The following is a 15,699-nucleotide window of genomic DNA, read 5'->3' as shown; positions in this document are numbered from 1 at the left end:
CGGAAGGGTCGGCCACCGCTATGAATGGGTGGTCGCATTACCCGCATGCGTGGTGCCGGTGGCGGTGCGACCGCGAGCCCCCGTCACAGGCCCCGGTCAGGCAGCCGACAAGCGACCGCTGACCCGCGCCAGATCTCTGATTGATTCGCGCAAACCAACCGTGTCCTGCTGCGTCAGTGCCTGCCCCCCATCGCACAGGGCGGCGCCCGGGTCCGTGTGCACGTCGACGATGACCCCGTCAGCACCAGCGGCGATTGCCGCCCGGGTCAGCGGCAGGACCAGATCACGCCTACCTCCCGAGTGCGATGGGTCAACGATCACCGGCAGGTGTGACAACTGTTGGATCACCGGGACTGCCGAAATGTCGAGGGTGTTGCGGGTGGCCCTCTCGAACGTTCTGATCCCACGCTCGCACAGAACGATGTCGAGGTTGCCGCTCGTCGCGATGTATTCCGCGGCGAGCAGCCACTCTTCCACCGTCGCGCTCATCCCGCGCTTGAGCAGTACGGGCATCCCCGTCCGACCGATCGCCTTCAGCAGCTCGAAGTTCTGCATGTTCCGGGTGCCAACCTGGAGCATGTCGGCGTGCGCGCAGACCAGGTCCAGGTCACGTGGATCGAGGATCTCCGTGACGACGGGCAGGCCCGTCTCCTGCCCAACTGCGGCGAGGACCTTGAGGCCTCGCTCACCGAGCCCCTGGAACGCGTAGGGGGAAGAACGTGGCTTGAAGGCGCCACCGCGCAGCACCGTCGCGCCTGCGGTCTTGGCCATCAGCGCGCACTCGAGCATCTGCTCCGGGCTTTCCACAGCGCACGGCCCGGCGACGAGGGTCACCGTGTCCGGGCCGATGGCGGTGCCGCCGATTCGCACGGTCGAGCGCACCGGCTGGTGCTCGCGGCTCACCAGCTTGTAGGAGCTGGTCACCGGAACCACGCCGCTGACTGCGGACAGGGCCAGCAGATCCGTGGTCACATCGACGGCGGCGCCGGTCCCGACGACGACGGTCCGGCCACTGCCGCTGCTCACGCTGGCACTTCCGCCCCCGCTCTCGATGATGTCGACAATCTCGACGACGTCCGGGGGCGTGGCGGTTGTTTCGAGAACGACGATCATGGATTCTGTCCTTTCGGTGGTTCTGGCGTCTGTGCAGCGGTCGCGAACGCTTCGGCGAGCGGACGAATCCCCGCCGTGAACCTGTGCGCCTCGCTGTCGGGCAACTGTCGGGTGAGCGTGTCCAGCCGGCCGTTGAGAACGGTGGCCACGTCGGTCGGTCCCGATACACAGTCACACTGGACAACGGACCACAGTGGACGGATGCGGGCGCCACGCAGCGCCTTGGCTCCCAAGCCGGAGGTGCCCAGTTGAATGCCGGTCAGCCCTTGCTCATAGCAGAACTCCAACGGGCTGTAGAACACCAGTTGCGGGTACTCGAACGCCGCGCGAAGGCGGTCGTAGTCGAAGCCGACGAGCCGGATGACCAGTTCGGAGCGCCAGCGGTACGCCAGCGAGAAGCCGACCATCCGCGCACCGTCGTAACAGCCGAATACGACCGACCGGTGGTCGAGCTGTCTCGCCTGCCGGCGCAGCACGTCCGCCATCAGCTCCGGCGAGTGGTCGTGCCCGTAGCGACGCTGGACGTTCGAGGCGAGCAGGCCACCCTGTTCCCAGCACTCCGACAGACGGAGCCGGCGGACGGTGAGCCCGGATGCCGCGAAGGTCCCCATCTCCTGCCGCACGTTGTACCTGCGCCGCTTGTTCGGCAGCGCGGCGAGGTAGTCGTCGAGGCTGCTGCCGGGTACGTCCAGTACGCAGTCGGCGTTGAGCAGGCTCACCGCCGGCCTGTGGTCCACGGACGCCCCCGACGCGACGCCCACCTCCTCGCTGAGCAGATAGGGCCACCACCAGCCGTCGACGGTCTCGTCGAAGGCCGTGACCGCCGCCGCCCGCAGGCCCGGCAGGACCTCCGCCGTGGGCAGTGGCACGGACCGGTGCCCGCGTCGGCCGCCGAGGACGGCCAGCCGGTGCGGGCAGGAGGCAAGCGCTCGTACCTCATGCCCAGGCCGGTACCGGCCGTTCGACTCGATTCGGGCAAGGTGCGCCGGCAGCATGGCACTCGGCGTCCCCGCGTCGCCGGCAACGGCGTACCGCGCCCGCGCCTCGCCGTCGGAGTCGGAGAACACGAGCCAGTCCCGGCTGGCGTAGAAGGTGTCGCGGTCGCCCAGCGCGGTGTCCCATCCCGGTACGGCTGTCGGCGTGTCGAGCACCTCAATGCTCATCGGGCACCGCCGCCAGCGTCCGCTCGAGACCATTGACCACGGCATAGAGGTCGGTCATCAGCGTCTCGGCGTCCTCGGCCGTAACGAAGAACCGTCCGAAGCAGTTCCGAGCCCCGCCTGCCGGGTCGTAGCGGGGCACGGTGCTGCCGGCCGGCGCGGTCAGCTCGGCGACGGACTCGATGGTGCTACCGGACGACAGCAGCGTCTCGAGCCGGGCGGCCTCCGGGCGCCACACCGGTTGGCTTGTCCAGGGACGACCGGAAGCGTCGACCGGCAGCCAGGCCAGCGTCGCGGCCGCGCCACGGCCGCGAACCAGCATGCGACCGGGGTACTCGACCTCCTCCCCCAGCAGCTGCCTAGTCAGCATGCTCACCATGTCGAGGTCGAACACGTGCTCGACCACGCGGGTGATCACCGAACCACCGAACCGCGCGGCCGTCTCGATCACCGCCACGTCCCCGTCGGCACCCAGCTTGATCTCGGTGTGCGTGCCGCAGTTCCGCAGACCGAGCGCGTCGACGGCCGCGCGGGCCACCTCCTCCACCCGTCGTTGCAACGGCTCTTGCAGGACGCACGGCGCGTTGCTACTGAGTTCGGTGAACGGGGGGACGGTGGGCATCCGGGCCGTGATGCAGAGCGGGTGGTACTCGCCCTCGGCGACGATGCCTTCCACGCTGACGTAGTCGCCGTACCGGTGGCGGGCGTTGCCTTCGTACCAGCCTTCGGTGGTGCCCTCGACGATCTCCTCCACGAGCAGGTTTCGGGACGCCTCCGCCTCGTACCACTCGACAAGTCCGAGGTCGTCGTTGCGCCCGAGGGAGTCGGTGAGGGCGTTGAAGGCGTGCGCGGCGCCGGACTTCGACTGGATGACCATCTGGCCGATGGATCCCGAGCCCCAGGCCGGCTTGAGCAGCAGGGGCGGCGTGAGCTGCCCGATCGCCCGTCGTACGTCCGCCTTGCCCTGCACGGGTAGGAAACGGGGGATCGGAACCTCGGTCTCCTGCCAGCGCTGCCGCATCAGCCGCTTGTCGCGGGCTCGCCGGGCCGCGTCGGCACCGGGCCCCCTCAGCCCCAGCCGCTCGGCAGCCACGGCCACGGCGAGCACCAGGTACTCGGAGAGGCACAGGACGGCGTCGGCGTCGATCTGCTTTGCCCGCCGCATGACGAGCTCGACGAGTTCCTCGCCGCGCGGCCGGTCCTGCCAGGCCTCGACGACTGACGCGCAGCGTGGCCGCCATGCCTCAGCACCCGCGGTGGGCAGCGGAGAGATCGCCAGAACGTGCAGGTCGGCACACTCGGCGATGCGCGGTAGCGCGTACTGCAGGGGGGTGCCGGCTCGGCCGTGCACGAAGAGGATGCGCTTCACGGGCTCTCTTTCCTTCGGGTAGGTCACGCTGCGGCCTGGGTCCTGGCGGTCCGGACGAAGCGCCACCAGAGGGCGGCCAGTGCCACGAGAACGACGATCAACAGCAGTCGGATGAAGACGCGGTAGCCGATCAGGAAGCCCCCGACGCCCATCAGGACGTTCCCCAGGGGAATGCTGGAGAAGACCACGAGCCGGCGGAGACTGAAGACCCGCATCCGTACCGCAGCCGGGGTGTGGGCCAGCCACGCCGCTCCGCCGACGGCGACCAGGACGGCGAAGAGCATCCCGCTGAGCGTCATGGCCGGCACGATGATCCAGTCCTGGCCGGCGATCGTGACGGTCAGCAACAGCGCACAGATCACTGCGAAGGCGGAGGCCGCGGCGCCGAGCTTCCGGCGGCCGTAGCGCATCAGCGCGAGGGAGCCGACCAGGAGGCCGATGCCGTAGGCGCTGGCGGCGTTGCGGTACAACACCGCCTGAGCCTGCTCGGTGAGGCCGTATTCTTTGATGAAGGCGGGGAGCACCGAGTAGAACGGGGCCACCACCAGGTTGGCCAGCATGCCGAACCAGACGAGGAAGACCAGCTCGCGGTGGCCACGGATGATCGTCAGCGATTCGCGGGCCTCGCCGAAGGTCCGGCGCAGAAAGCCGGTGCGTGGAGCGGCCGGCGTGGTGCTGCCGTCTTTCGGCGCGGTGCCGGACAGGTGCCGTGCGGTCACCACGTCGAACGGCCGGGCCAGGAGGATCGCCGCGAGCAACGCGACGAGCACCAGGGCCAGCGCGACCACAGACACTCCCTGCAGCGCGCCGGCAGCGACGAGCCCTCCCGCCACGATGGGCGCCACGACCCGGCTGAGCTGGGGGTGTAGCTGCGTCAGCAGCGCCACTCTCGGTCCCGGCCACGTCTCTGGGGCCAGGTCGGCCCCGACGCTCTCCATTGTGCCGAGGTAGATGGTCTGCAGGGTGAGCACAGCGGCGTAGCACACGCCCGCGGCGAGCACCGCCCAGACGTTCTGGTCATTGCGGAAGATTCCCAGCAGCGCCACCATCGGCGCCGCCATCAACGCCAGTTGCAGGATCACCGCCCGGCGGCGGTCGGAGCGGTCCAGGACGCCGGACACCACCATCATCGTGCTGAGCGACAACACGCTGGAGATGCCGACGATCAGTCCCAGGTGCGCCCCGCCGCTCGGGGACCGGGTGACCCACCAGCTGAGGGCGAATATGGCCACGCCGGAGGCCACCACCGCGCCGAGGCTGGGCAGCCACACGGCCAGGAAGTGCGCGGTACTACGACCGTCGTCGGTGCCCGTCACCACGGATTCCGGCTGGGGCGTCCTGGCGGCGGTCACCGGGCGACTCGCGGGTCGGCGACGGGGGCGGGCGGCACGGCGCCGAGTCGGAAGACCGGCCCCTCCAGGAGGCGGAACATCCTGCGGGCGAAGTCGATCAGCACCGGCTCGCTGTGCGGCCTGCCCACCGCCTGCATCTCGATCGGGGCGTCGAGCGTCTCGTCGTAGACCACCGGGAAGGTGATCGCCGGCAGTCCGGCGAGGCTCGCCACCGAGGCGTAACCCGTCAGCCGCGGGTCGTCCAGGTCGTCCGGGTCCGGGATCGTGGACACCGGCGCGGATGTGGTGTGGATGTTCCTGGGCGGCCGCGGGCCGGCTGGCAGCAGCCACAGGTCGACGTCCTGATCGTCGAAGATCGCCGGCACGGCCGCGCGCGTCCGCCGCACCGCCGCCTCGATCTCGGCCAGCCGCTCGTCGGTGACCGCCGCGCCAGACTCCAGCGCGAGCCGGGTGGGCTCGCCGAAGGACCCGGTCACCCGCTTCGGCCAGGTGCGGCACCTGTCCCAGGCGTGCCGGGCACACAGCTGGAAGACCGAGCCGCGCCACCGCCAGATCTCGTCCAGACGGACGGTACGCAGCTGATGTCCCCCTGCGGTGAGGGCTCGCATGACGAGGTCCTGGGCCCGGACCACCTCCGGCGAGCGCCAGTTCTCGAGCACCTCGGCTACCACGCCCACCCGGATCGACGACCGCGCCGAGGATGTCGGTCCTGCCGAACCAAACCAGCCCTGACGCCAGACCCAGTCCAGATCCTCGGCGGTCCGGGCGACGATGCCGGGCGCGTCGAGCAGCGACGAGCTGCGGAAGCCCGTCGCGAAGTGCAGCGGATCGTGGGTGAGCCGCAACCCCACCACGCCGCACGCGGCCGCGGGCAGGCGCACCGAGCCGACGCTGTCCGTGCCGATCGCCACGTCGGTGATGCCGGCCGCGACGGCGACCGCACAGCCGGTGCTGGAACCGGCCGGGTCGAGGTGGGGGAAGTACGGATTGACGCAGCCGTGCCCCCTTCCGATGTTGATCTCGGTGGTGACGAGCTTCGACACGACCGACGACACGGGCAGCCCGCTCAGCACCGGCGCGGTGCGGGGCGGGTAGTGCCGGTAATGCCGCAGCCCCATCCGGGTCGCGAAGCCGGCGACGTCGAGCGTGTCCTTGACACCCACCCGGAAGCCGGGCCCGCCCCGCTGCACCGGCCGGAGGTCGACGCAGGCCTGGTAACGGCTGTCGGCGTACGCGGCCCAGTTGCTTGCCTCGACGCGCCACCGGTCATGGTCGATCCGTCCCTGACGCAGGTCCTCGGCCCGCTGCGCCAGCGAGCCGGACAGCGACTCCGGCACAGCGCCCGTCGGGGAGTATCGCGCGGCCCTGAAGACACCGGCGTGATCCTCGTCCTGCCTGTATACCGGCGCCATCAGCGCCCTCGCTCCGCGCCGCCGTTGACCTGGATGACCTGGCCGGTGACATGGCCGGCGAACGGCGAGGACAGCCAGTGCACCGTGTCGGCTACATCCTGGACCGTGCCCGCGCGGCCGTTCATGGTCTGCTGGACCATGGTCGCGTGCCGTTGTTCGGTCATCCGGCCCGCAAAGAACTCGGTGCCGGCGACGAAGCCCGGGGCGACCACGTTGACGGTGGTGCCCGTCGGCCCGAGCGCCGCAGCGAGGTCGTAGCAGTACGGGTGCAGCGCCGCCTTGCTCGCCGCGTACGAGCCAGACCCGGAGCCCCGGTACGCCGCGATCGAGCTGATGAAGACGATCCTTCCCCGCTCACCCAGCAACTCCCGGAGCGCCTCGGTAAGCAGCACGGCAGTCAGGACGTTGGCCCGCAGGTTGCCGTTCCAGTGGTCGGCTGCTGTCGCCACGGTGCTGTCGAGCGCGGGGCGGCCCTGCAGCGCGACGTTTCCGCCCGCACAGTGGACGAGCACGTCAACCCGCCCGTACCGCTGCCGGATCGCCTCGCCGGCTGCCTCGGCCTGCTCCGGCTCCGCCAGGTCGGCGACGACGGGGAGGGGACCGGGAGCGTCCGGATGTGCGTCACCGAGCTCCGCCGCTGCCGCCTTGAGAACGTCCTCGCGACGTCCGATCAGCACCACCCGCGCGCCGTCGGCCGCGAACCGCTCCGCCACGGCACGCCCGATTCCCGTTCCGCCCCCGCTCACCACGACGACCCTGCTCATATCGCCCCCACCCCTTGCTTCTCGCATGCACGGTCCATCGCCCTATCCCCGCATCTCGCTGACGTACAGCGGCGTCTTTCGCGTCCGCGCGTTGACGGCGAGCCGGTCCACCGCTATGACCTCCAGCGCGCGGGGCGCGCGGTCGACGACCGCCCGCAGTCGGTACACCTCGGTGAGCAGTTCGTGCCGCACCAGGCCGGTCACCGCGGCCGCGTCCGCGCCCGGCTGCAGCAACAACCGCACCTGCAGCGTTTCGTTGGGGTGGGCGTGGTCGAGGAAGGCGAGCTGGACGTCCCGCACCCCGGTGATCCGGCGCGCGATATTGGCGAGCTCGGTCGGTGCGACCAGGACGCTGATGAACTTCACCTGCGTGTCGGCCCGGCCGAGCACCCGCAGCCCCGGTTCGCTCCGCCCGCACGGGCACTGCACGAACTCGCCGCGGTCGCCGACCTGGTACCGCAGGATTGGGTTGATGCAGTCGGGGTCGGTGGTGGTGACGAGCACCACGCCGTCGACCAACTCCACGTGCTGGTATGGCATCACGTGGAACACGTTCAGGGCGCAGTCGGGCCCGTTGGCGCCGATCACCCACGTCTCGGTGGAGCCGTAGCAGCCGTAGATCTTCGCGCCCGGCAGCATCGAACGGGTCAGTTCCGCTGCGCGGTCACCGTAGGCCTCGCCGGTCCACAACAACTTCTCGATGGCCGGCGGCTTGCGGCCGGTGGCTTCACAGTGCTCGAGCAGATGTGCAATCTGACTCGGGGTGGCGTTCAGCGCGGTGACGCCGAACCGCTCCATGACGTCGAGCCACTCGCCGAGTTCGTCGCCCTCCACGGAACCGAGCGGCAGAACCACCGCGCCCGACTCATGCGCCAGCATGTTGAAGAAGTTGTGCGACGACCACAGCTGGCCGGTGCTGTAGAAGTTGACAAGCATGTCGTTCGGGCTCAGCGGTTGCCACTCGCGGCGGATGGCGGCGACGAACATACCGGTGGGTACGACGCTCAGCTTCGGCTTCGACGTCGTACCGCCGCTGCCGTACAGGTACGCCCCGATGGACCGGCTCCGTGCGGCGGCCACAATGTCGTCGAGGGCACCGGCGAGCTCGTCCTTGGTGAGAACCGGCAGCGTCTCGATCGACAGCTCGCCGCCGTCGTTCCGCTCGCCGGCGTACTTCTCGCGCAGGGCCGGCAGGCTCGACACGTTCTCGTACATCCGGCGCAGCGCCGCGGCGTCGATCCTCGTGCGGTCGGTTTGCACTTCGTCTTCCCTCTCTGTCGGTGGCCGTCCGGTCGACGGCCTTCTCATGCCGCGTCCGCGCGGTCGGGATCGAACTCGTCCTGCACCAGTCCCAGCGCCTCCCCTCCCCAGCACCGCCGCGTGATCCGCGCCGCAACGCGGACCTCGGAGGCGAGGGGCCGGTCCGTGTCCAGGGGGGCGATGCGCTCGTGCAGCGGGTGCCACTCGGTCCCGGGTTGCGGTTCGGTGCCAGTCAACCGAGCGAGCTGGACGACGGCCAGCCCGAGTGACCCCAGCACCAGCCACCCGAGGCGGACGATCTCGGCACCCGCGACGGACCCGTTCAGCGCCATCGGCACGTGATCCTGATTGCCGAGGTTGGTCGGTATCGCGGTCAGGGTCGCGGGATAGGCCAGCTGGCGGATCTTGGCGACCATGGAGGACGCGGCGATCTGCACGCCAGCAAGGCCGCTGGTGCGGCCCGGGTCGGTCGCCAGCAACGGGTTCCGCCCGCCGTTGTGGGCGGGATCCACTACCAGCGCGAGCTGCCGCTCGGCCAGGTACGCGAGCTGGTGGACGCAGAGCGAGAGCACGTCGGAGACCAGGCCGCCGGGCGCCGCGTGGAAGTTGCCCGCGTGCCACACCGCGCCGTCCGCGACGACCGGATTGTCGGTGCATCCGGTCGCCTCCCGCAGCAGCGGCTGCTCCTGCAGCGCCAACTGGTCCAGAACCGCACCGATCACCTGCGGCGCACACCGCAGGGAGTACGGCTCCTGCAGCGGCCGGGACTCGTCCGGCGGCGGCGAGCACACCAGGTCCTCCTCGATCCAGCGCGCCGCCTGCTGTTGACCCGGATGCGGCCGTACCCGGTGAACCGGCTCGGCGTACGGCTCCCGGCTGCACCCGAGCAGCTCCACGAGCCTTGCCGTCAGCGCCGCGGCGGCCCGGGCCTGCCCGGCCGCCTCGACGTGGTTGAGCATCGTCAACGCCAGCGAGGCGCCGCACCCGTTGACGAAGGCCAGGGCCGTCCGGCCGGACCAGTGGACGCGCCGGCCACCCACTCGCCGGATCACCCGCTCCGCCGGGACGGGCCGCCCCGACCACCAGGCCGTTCCCAGTCCGGCGAACGCCTGCGCGGCGTGCGCCAGCGGAACCAGGTCGCCGCTCGCGCTGACGCTTCCCTCGCTCGGCACCACCGGCACCAGACCGGCTCCGGCCAGGTCCGCGATGCTCTCCCACGTCTCGGGCGGCACGGCGGAGTGGCCGAGCCGCATGCTCTGCAGGCGCAGCCACACCAGGAGCCGGCTGGCCGCCGGGCTCAGCGGCCGTCCCTGACCCACACAGAGGTGGTGGATGAGGTTGAGCCCCTGCTCGTGCCGGTCGGTGGCGGCGGGATAGCGCACCAGCGGGCCGAAACCGCGGGTCACGCCGTAGACGTCGTGGCCTGCGGCCACCCAGTTGTCCAGGTCGGACACGCTGCCCACCATCCGTTCACGATCTTCGCCGGTGAGCGTGAGTCGCTCCGCCCGCAGGCCTGCGGCGACCAGGTCACCGAGACCGTCTGCCATGGGCAGGGACACCTCGTCCCGGGCAGGGGCGCTCAGCATGCGTCCAACTTCCGGGCCGACGAGGACACCGGCGACACCGAGGAGCGGACCGCACGCGGTCGGTGCGCCGCCGGCAACAACTGCGCCAAGGCCCGCACCGCGTCCCGGCGCAGCTCTTCTCCCCCGCTGACCAGCACCTCGTACCACTCGCCGCGCAGATCGTCGCGGAAGACCCGGCACGCCACCCGCGCGCCGATGCGGGCCTGCAGGTCACGCTCCACCCGGGCCACGTCCAACCGGTGGCCGTCGACCTTGACCAGGTGCCTACGGCCCGTGAGCCGGTAGGTACGCGGGCCGGTGATCACCACGTCGTCATCCAGGACGTGCTCGGTAGGCACGGCGGCCCCTGCGGGGCGCGCCAGCCGCGGGCTGCGCACCCGCATCGCCTGGGAGCCGGGCCGCCCGGCGTCCATCGCGAGCGTCACGTCGTCGGCCAGGGTCCATTCCTCGCCGGGCGCTCCCCGGAAGCCGACGAGACCCGTCTCGGTGGATCCGTGCAGCTCGCACAGGCGGGAACCGGACAGGCTGGCCAGCACCTCGCCCGCCCGGTCCGGCAGGGTGGCAGTGCTGTGGACGATGGTGATCGGAGCGGCGCCGCGAAGGTACGGCAGCGACCGTTCGATCTGCCACCAGGCAGAGGGCACCGCAGCCACGACGAGACCACCGGCCGGATCCAGCAGCGGCGCGGTGACCGCCGCCCGGATGACCGGCACGCCGAGCATCCGGGGCACCAGGCGATGGAACAGGTAGCCGTAGAGGTGCCGTTCCGGAGCGTACGTCACCACCGCCCGCACGCCGTCGCCACGCACCAGGGCCGCGAGGATCTCGGCCTCGGCCACCAACTGCCGGCTCGTGCGGCGCCAGGTGACCGGCGGACCGGTGGTGCCGGAGGTGGCGAACTCGACTTCCGTCGGCAACTCGTCGAGAAGATGGGACATCAGAACGACACGTCCAGGACCGCCCGGTCCGCGATCTTGCGGCGGACCAGTTCATCGATGCTCGCCACGCTGGCGAACGTGCTGCGCAGGTCGTCGTCGACGAGGTCGATCGAGACCCCGAAGCGCTGCTCCACCGCGCCGACGGCGTCGAGCACGGTCAGGCTGTCGTACTGCCCGTACAGCGTGCTCAGGCCGATCTCGTCGGCCGAGGGGTCGAGCTCCACCTGCACCAGATCCGCCAATACGGCTCGGATCCCCGCACGCACCTCGTCGTTCGCTTCCGCTCCTGTCGGGTTGTTCACAATCGAGTCTCCTGTAGGACTTCGGCACCGGTGAGGTGCAGCTCTGGACTGACCTGTTCGAACTGGACGAAGATCCGCCCTGGCGGTACGACCTGGTCGAGCGCCTCGACGATCTGGGCACAGAGTCCGCGCCGGAAGTTCTCCGGGCGCCGCTCATCGATCCGACATCGGACGAGGGCATAGGGTCCGCTGGACGCCAACGGGAAGGGCCCGCTGAACACCGCTCCGGGTTCGAGGTCCTGGAAGATGGTGATGACATGGTTGAGGTTGACGCCTTCACCGCGGAGCCATCGGCTGACCACCTTGGTGAAGGTCCGGCGTACGGCCTCGGGAAGTTCGCCGCTTTCGACGATGATGGTGGGCACGGGGCTCCTAGAGGTTGAGCCGGGGCAGTGGCGCCTCGCCGGCGAGGCGCGTACCGAGAGCCGTGGCCAGGACCCCGCCGGATTGACGGCTCAGCGGCCCCCAGGCGAACCCCTCCGGCACTGTCCGGATCTTGGCGAGGAACCGGCTCAGGCCCTCGTTGTCGACCGGCCGGCCGAGCGCCTGCTGGGCGAGTACCGCCTGGTAGGTGGAGACGAGGTCGGGCAGGCCACGCGGGCCGGAGGCGTAGCCGCCGAGCCGCGACGCGAACCCGTCCAGTTGCCCCGCCGCCCGGGCGGCCGCCTCGTAGTCGCCCAGCAGGCCGAGGATGCGGGCGGCCTGCGCGGTGGCCGCGCACGTGGCGGGGCCGTCCGGCGTGTGCCGGTAGCCCTGAGACATCGCGCAGGACGCGACGAACGCCCGCAACTGCCCGGTGTCGAGCACCTCGACGGGGGAGCCGATCTCGGTGAGGGCCTCCACCGCCGACGCGGTGGCGACCATGTCGGAGCCCCGGCCCTCCCAGTAGCCGAAGCCACCGTCGGAATTCTGGATGCGCCGGCACCAGTTCACGATCCGTTCCGCCTCCGGCAGCTTCCGTCCCGCCGCGCGCAGCGCCGAGACCGCCCACAGCGTGCACCGGACCTCTGCGCCCCGACCCGGCATGTACATCACGCCGCCCTCGTAGGGGAGGTGTGCGCCCACGAGCCAGTCGGCATAGCTGTCCCCGGCCGCGTCCGCCCCGTTCCGAGCCGACTCGATCAACAGCGCCGCGGCGGTGGCCAGGCTGTCGCCGGCCGTCGCCACCTCCCGGTACGTGAAGCCGCCCTCGGGCAGCTCGCACCTGTCGAGGAAACCGGCGACCGAGTCCGCGGACGGCACGGGAGCACGGAGCGTCTGCAGCGCGCCGACCGCGCTGAACGCGGCCCACACGTCAGCCGTGAGGTAGTCGTCCCATCGGGTGTACCCCTCTGGACGTGCCCGAGTGGCGATCCAGTCGACGCAGTCCTGCGTCCGGTCCGGCCGCACACCCAGCGCGTCCAAGGCGCGTACCGCCCGGAACGTCGCCCAGAGGCACGGGGCGGCGCTTCGGGCGAAGAACCGAAAGCCGCCCGACGGCGCCTGACGCTTGTTGATCCAGGAGACGAGCTCCGACGTCCACGGCGCGGCGGTCGCGCCGAAGGCTGCCCGCCAGGCCATCGCCCCGTAGTAGCAGGCCCGGACGTCGGGCTCCGTCGCGCCGGGATACCAGCCCAGTCCGCCGTCGGCGTGCTGCAGCCCGGCGAGCCAGGTCCGCAGGGTCTCCCGGTCCCCCGGTTCGACGCCGAGGATCTCGCGGGTCGTCCGCAGGGCGTAGTAGGTCGCCCAGACGTCGGGGTTCTGTCCCGGCATCATCGCGAAGCCGCCGGTGTGATGCTGCAGGGTTGCCAGCCAGTGTGTCAGCTCGTCCCTGCGAGGCACCGCGGCGCCGAGGTCGTGCAGCGCCTGGGTGCAGTAGTAGGTCGCCCAGATGTCCGACGGAAGCCCCCGTTGCCAGGCGAATCCGCCGTCGTTGTTCTGGCAGCTCATAAGGGCGGTGACACAGGCGTCGACGTTCCGGGGGCGGCGACCGAGCCAGGTCAGCGTCCGCACCGCCGCGTAGGTGCACCAGAGATCTGCGCCGCCCTGGCGGGCCCCGCCGTCCCCGGTCCGGATGATCGGTCCGTCGTTCATCAGCTCAGCCATTCGACGTTCGTCCGCTTCCAGTTCTTCTGGCTCGCGCCGGCCTTGGTCACTGCCGGGAGCTGGTTGACGAGCACGACGCTGGTCCAGGCCACTCCCGCCTCGGCGAAACGGCTGCGCACACGTTCGGCGACCGGCTCCGCCGGACCGGTGTAATCCACGTCACGCTCCAGCACCAGGCGCGCGGCCGGCTGTTCGCCGCTGCGGAGCTGGATCAGGTAGCCGGTCACCTCGGGCACGGTGTAGACGACCGACTCGACGCTCTCCGCCGAGATCGGACGGCCACCGACGCTCACCGCGTCGGAGGCACGACCGTGAATCGTGAGGACCGGCAGGCCCAGACCGCAGGGACACCCGTCGCCCGGCGTGACGCTCGCGATGTCGCCGGTGGCGTACCGCAGCAACGGTCGGGCGTAGTTGTTCAGCGTCGTCGTCACCAGCTCACCGGTGTTTCCGGGCACGCCGGGGTGGACCACGCCATCCTCGTCCCGCAGCTCGGCGATGTGGGCCGGCAGCAGGAGGTGCATGCGGTCGTGCTCGCAGCTCGCGCCGATCGTGCCCGTCTCCGTGCTGCCATATGAGGCGTCGAGGACCCGGCAGTTCCACAGGTCGCCGAGCCGCACCCGCATCGGCGCGGTGCTGACCTCGCCGAGGAGCAGGGCTGTCCGTACACTCTCCCGGACCGCGTCGAGCCGTCCGCGCTGCTTGAGCATCCGGGTCCACTGGATCAGCACTCCGGGGGCGACGAACACGTGCTCCGGACGGAAGCGGGCGAACAGTTCCTCCAGCCGGTCCCAGTCGCACATGCCCTGGGCGAAGGGGTAGCAACGCAGGAACGTGCAGTCCAGGCTCTCCGCGACGGAGGCCACCAGGTCTCCGACCGGCGCGACGTCGGACGGCAGCAGCGACGCCACCCGGTCGCCCGGTCGCAGGGTACGGCCCCAGACAGTGGCGACCGACTCGGTGTTCCACACCCCATCCTCGACCGCGCGCGGTGTGGGCGTGGGCGAGCCGGTGGAGCCGGAGGTCTCGTAGTAGCGGGCGAGAATATCGTCGTCCCGGACGAACGCGAACGGCTCCGTCTTCACCTCCTGCTTGGGGGTGACCGGGGCTGCGGCGAAGTCCCGGGCAGTCACGTGCGGCAGCTCGCGGTACCGGGGTGATCCATCGAGCCGGTCCCACAACCGGATGAGCTTTTCCGCCTGGACGCGGTCGACGGCCTCCGGCGTGAATCCGGCAGAGGTGAGGGTGTTCCGCTCCTGGGTTGCGGCGGTGCGGGCGGCCACGGTGCGGCGGTGGAAACTGGACATTCGCGGAAACTCCTTCGGCTCAGACACGAAGTGCCTCGTGCGAGGTCAGGCTGAGATCGGACCCGGCATCGTCCAGGACGTCGCCGTACGTCTCGCGGACCCAGGCGTCGTCGTACACCGAGTCGAGGTAGCGCTCCCCCAGGTCCGGCGCGATGGCCACCGCGCGCAGCGGCCGGTCGTCGAGCCACGACAGGGCACCGTTGATCACCGTGCCGGTCGAGCCGCCGAAGAGGAAACCCTGCCCGAGCAACCGCCGGCAGGTACGGACCGTGTCCGGCTCATCGACGTGCACGACCTCGTCGACGAAGGTGTCGGTGAGGATCGGCGGTCGCACGCTCGTCCCGATGCCAGGGATCATCCGGCGGCCCGCCGACCCGCCGAAGTTGACCGAGCCGACACTGTCCACGGCGACCACCCGTACGCCGGGATGGTAGGCCTTGAAATAGCGGGCGCAGCCCATCAGCGTGCCGGTCGTGCCCGCGCCGACGAAGAGCACGTCAAGGTCCGGGAACTGGGCGGCGATGGCTGGCGCAGTGGTGCGGTAGTGCGCCTGCCAGTTGGCACGGTTCACGTACTGGTTGAGCCAAACGTGGTCGTCGCTCGCCGCGCAGAGCTCCTGCACGTAGCGGATCCGGGCACCGAGCAGGCCCTCGCCTCCGGCCGGCTCGCTCACCACCCGGACGTCCGCGCCGAGCGCGGTCATCAGCTGATGAGTGGCCGGGTTGCACCGGACGTCCGTGACGCAGACGAATCGGTATCCCCGGTCGGCGGCGATGACGCTCAGCGCGACGCCCAGGTTGCCCGAGGACGACTCGACGAGCGTCATGCCCGGCCGTAGGCGGCCCGTACGCTCGGCGATCGTGACCATCTCGACGGCCGCCTTCAGCTTGATGGAGCCGGCGAAGTTGAACCCCTCGCACTTGAGGAACAGGTCGTGGCCGAAGACCGGTCGCAGGTCGACGAAGAGGTTGTCGACGTTGAACTCCTGAGGAGATGAGATCACCGGCACGACGCGCCCCCGTCGGCCGAACCGTGCCGCGATCCCGTTCCA

At 70.6% G+C, this 15,699-nt stretch carries 14 protein-coding genes; all 14 read right to left on the bottom strand.

Annotation, left to right across the window (positions count from 1 at the left end):
- Window positions 1-96 precede the first annotated feature (96 nt).
- Genes aroF through sbnA form a run of 14 tightly spaced genes read right to left on the bottom strand, consistent with a single transcriptional unit; the run spans window position 97 to window position 15,651 of the window.
- Window positions 97-1,113, bottom strand: a complete 1,017-nt coding sequence (aroF, locus tag ACLQ29_RS30045) for a 3-deoxy-7-phosphoheptulonate synthase (protein ID WP_425774783.1) — start codon at window positions 1,111-1,113, stop codon at window positions 97-99.
- Complete coding sequence (locus ACLQ29_RS30040; RefSeq protein ID WP_425774782.1) at window positions 1,110-2,276, bottom strand: GNAT family N-acetyltransferase; 1,167 nt, start codon at window positions 2,274-2,276, stop codon at window positions 1,110-1,112. The genes aroF and ACLQ29_RS30040 overlap by 4 nt, the downstream gene beginning before the upstream one ends.
- Entirely contained in the window at window positions 2,266-3,642 is a 1,377-nt protein-coding gene (locus ACLQ29_RS30035; RefSeq protein ID WP_425774781.1) for an ATP-grasp domain-containing protein, read from the bottom strand. The genes ACLQ29_RS30040 and ACLQ29_RS30035 overlap by 11 nt, the downstream gene beginning before the upstream one ends.
- A gap of 23 nt (window positions 3,643-3,665) precedes the next feature.
- A complete protein-coding gene (locus ACLQ29_RS30030) occupies window positions 3,666-4,958 on the bottom strand; it encodes a hypothetical protein (protein WP_425774780.1) in 1,293 nt (430 codons plus the stop codon).
- 32 nt (window positions 4,959-4,990) lie between these two features.
- Window positions 4,991-6,406 carry an amidase family protein gene (locus ACLQ29_RS30025; protein WP_425774779.1) on the bottom strand — a complete coding sequence of 472 codons (1,416 nt, stop codon included), beginning with the start codon at window positions 6,404-6,406 and terminating at the stop codon, window positions 4,991-4,993.
- Window positions 6,406-7,170 (bottom strand): SDR family NAD(P)-dependent oxidoreductase, encoded by a 765-nt coding sequence (locus ACLQ29_RS30020; RefSeq protein ID WP_425774778.1) that lies wholly within the window; start codon window positions 7,168-7,170, stop codon window positions 6,406-6,408. Before ACLQ29_RS30020 ends, ACLQ29_RS30025 begins: the two co-directional genes overlap by 1 nt.
- Window positions 7,171-7,212: 42 nt before the next feature.
- A complete protein-coding gene (locus ACLQ29_RS30015; protein ID WP_425774777.1) occupies window positions 7,213-8,430 on the bottom strand; it encodes a phenylacetate--CoA ligase family protein in 1,218 nt (405 codons plus the stop codon).
- 44 nt (window positions 8,431-8,474) lie between these two features.
- On the bottom strand, window positions 8,475-10,016 hold the full coding sequence (locus ACLQ29_RS30010) for an aromatic amino acid ammonia-lyase (protein ID WP_425774776.1): 1,542 nt from the start codon (window positions 10,014-10,016) through the stop codon (window positions 8,475-8,477).
- Complete coding sequence (locus tag ACLQ29_RS30005; protein WP_425774775.1) at window positions 10,010-10,954, bottom strand: hypothetical protein; 945 nt, start codon at window positions 10,952-10,954, stop codon at window positions 10,010-10,012. Before ACLQ29_RS30005 ends, ACLQ29_RS30010 begins: the two co-directional genes overlap by 7 nt.
- Window positions 10,954-11,256, bottom strand: a complete 303-nt coding sequence (locus ACLQ29_RS30000; RefSeq protein ID WP_425774774.1) for a phosphopantetheine-binding protein — start codon at window positions 11,254-11,256, stop codon at window positions 10,954-10,956. The genes ACLQ29_RS30005 and ACLQ29_RS30000 overlap by 1 nt, the downstream gene beginning before the upstream one ends.
- The gene (locus ACLQ29_RS29995) at window positions 11,253-11,621 is read right to left on the bottom strand and encodes a hypothetical protein (RefSeq protein ID WP_425774773.1); all 369 of its coding nucleotides are present in this window, start codon (window positions 11,619-11,621) and stop codon (window positions 11,253-11,255) included. The genes ACLQ29_RS30000 and ACLQ29_RS29995 overlap by 4 nt, the downstream gene beginning before the upstream one ends.
- A gap of 7 nt (window positions 11,622-11,628) precedes the next feature.
- Window positions 11,629-13,341, bottom strand: coding sequence for a prenyltransferase/squalene oxidase repeat-containing protein (locus tag ACLQ29_RS29990; RefSeq protein ID WP_425774772.1), 1,713 nt, complete (start codon window positions 13,339-13,341; stop codon window positions 11,629-11,631).
- A complete protein-coding gene (locus tag ACLQ29_RS29985) occupies window positions 13,329-14,648 on the bottom strand; it encodes a phenylacetate--CoA ligase family protein (RefSeq protein ID WP_425774771.1) in 1,320 nt (439 codons plus the stop codon). The genes ACLQ29_RS29990 and ACLQ29_RS29985 overlap by 13 nt, the downstream gene beginning before the upstream one ends.
- Window positions 14,649-14,667: 19 nt before the next feature.
- Window positions 14,668-15,651 (bottom strand): 2,3-diaminopropionate biosynthesis protein SbnA, encoded by a 984-nt coding sequence (gene sbnA, locus ACLQ29_RS29980; protein WP_425774770.1) that lies wholly within the window; start codon window positions 15,649-15,651, stop codon window positions 14,668-14,670.
- Window positions 15,652-15,699 lie beyond the last annotated feature (48 nt).

It is taken from the genome of Micromonospora sp. DT228 (assembly GCF_049841595.1).
Lineage (GTDB): Bacteria > Actinomycetota > Actinomycetes > Mycobacteriales > Micromonosporaceae > Micromonospora.
Note: the sequence above shows the minus strand (reverse complement) of the source record. Positions and strands in the feature narration are given on the sequence as shown.

Coding starts and splice junctions, on each gene's coding strand:
- aroF (WP_425774783.1), bottom strand. CDS start 1,113: ATGATCGTCGTTCTCGAAACAACCGCCACGCCCCCGGACGTCGTCGAG.
- ACLQ29_RS30040 (WP_425774782.1), bottom strand. CDS start 2,276: ATGAGCATTGAGGTGCTCGACACGCCGACAGCCGTACCGGGATGGGAC.
- ACLQ29_RS30025 (WP_425774779.1), bottom strand. CDS start 6,406: ATGGCGCCGGTATACAGGCAGGACGAGGATCACGCCGGTGTCTTCAGG.
- ACLQ29_RS30020 (WP_425774778.1), bottom strand. CDS start 7,170: ATGAGCAGGGTCGTCGTGGTGAGCGGGGGCGGAACGGGAATCGGGCGT.
- ACLQ29_RS30010 (WP_425774776.1), bottom strand. CDS start 10,016: ATGCTGAGCGCCCCTGCCCGGGACGAGGTGTCCCTGCCCATGGCAGAC.
- ACLQ29_RS30005 (WP_425774775.1), bottom strand. CDS start 10,954: ATGTCCCATCTTCTCGACGAGTTGCCGACGGAAGTCGAGTTCGCCACC.
- ACLQ29_RS29990 (WP_425774772.1), bottom strand. CDS start 13,341: ATGGCTGAGCTGATGAACGACGGACCGATCATCCGGACCGGGGACGGC.
- ACLQ29_RS29985 (WP_425774771.1), bottom strand. CDS start 14,648: ATGTCCAGTTTCCACCGCCGCACCGTGGCCGCCCGCACCGCCGCAACC.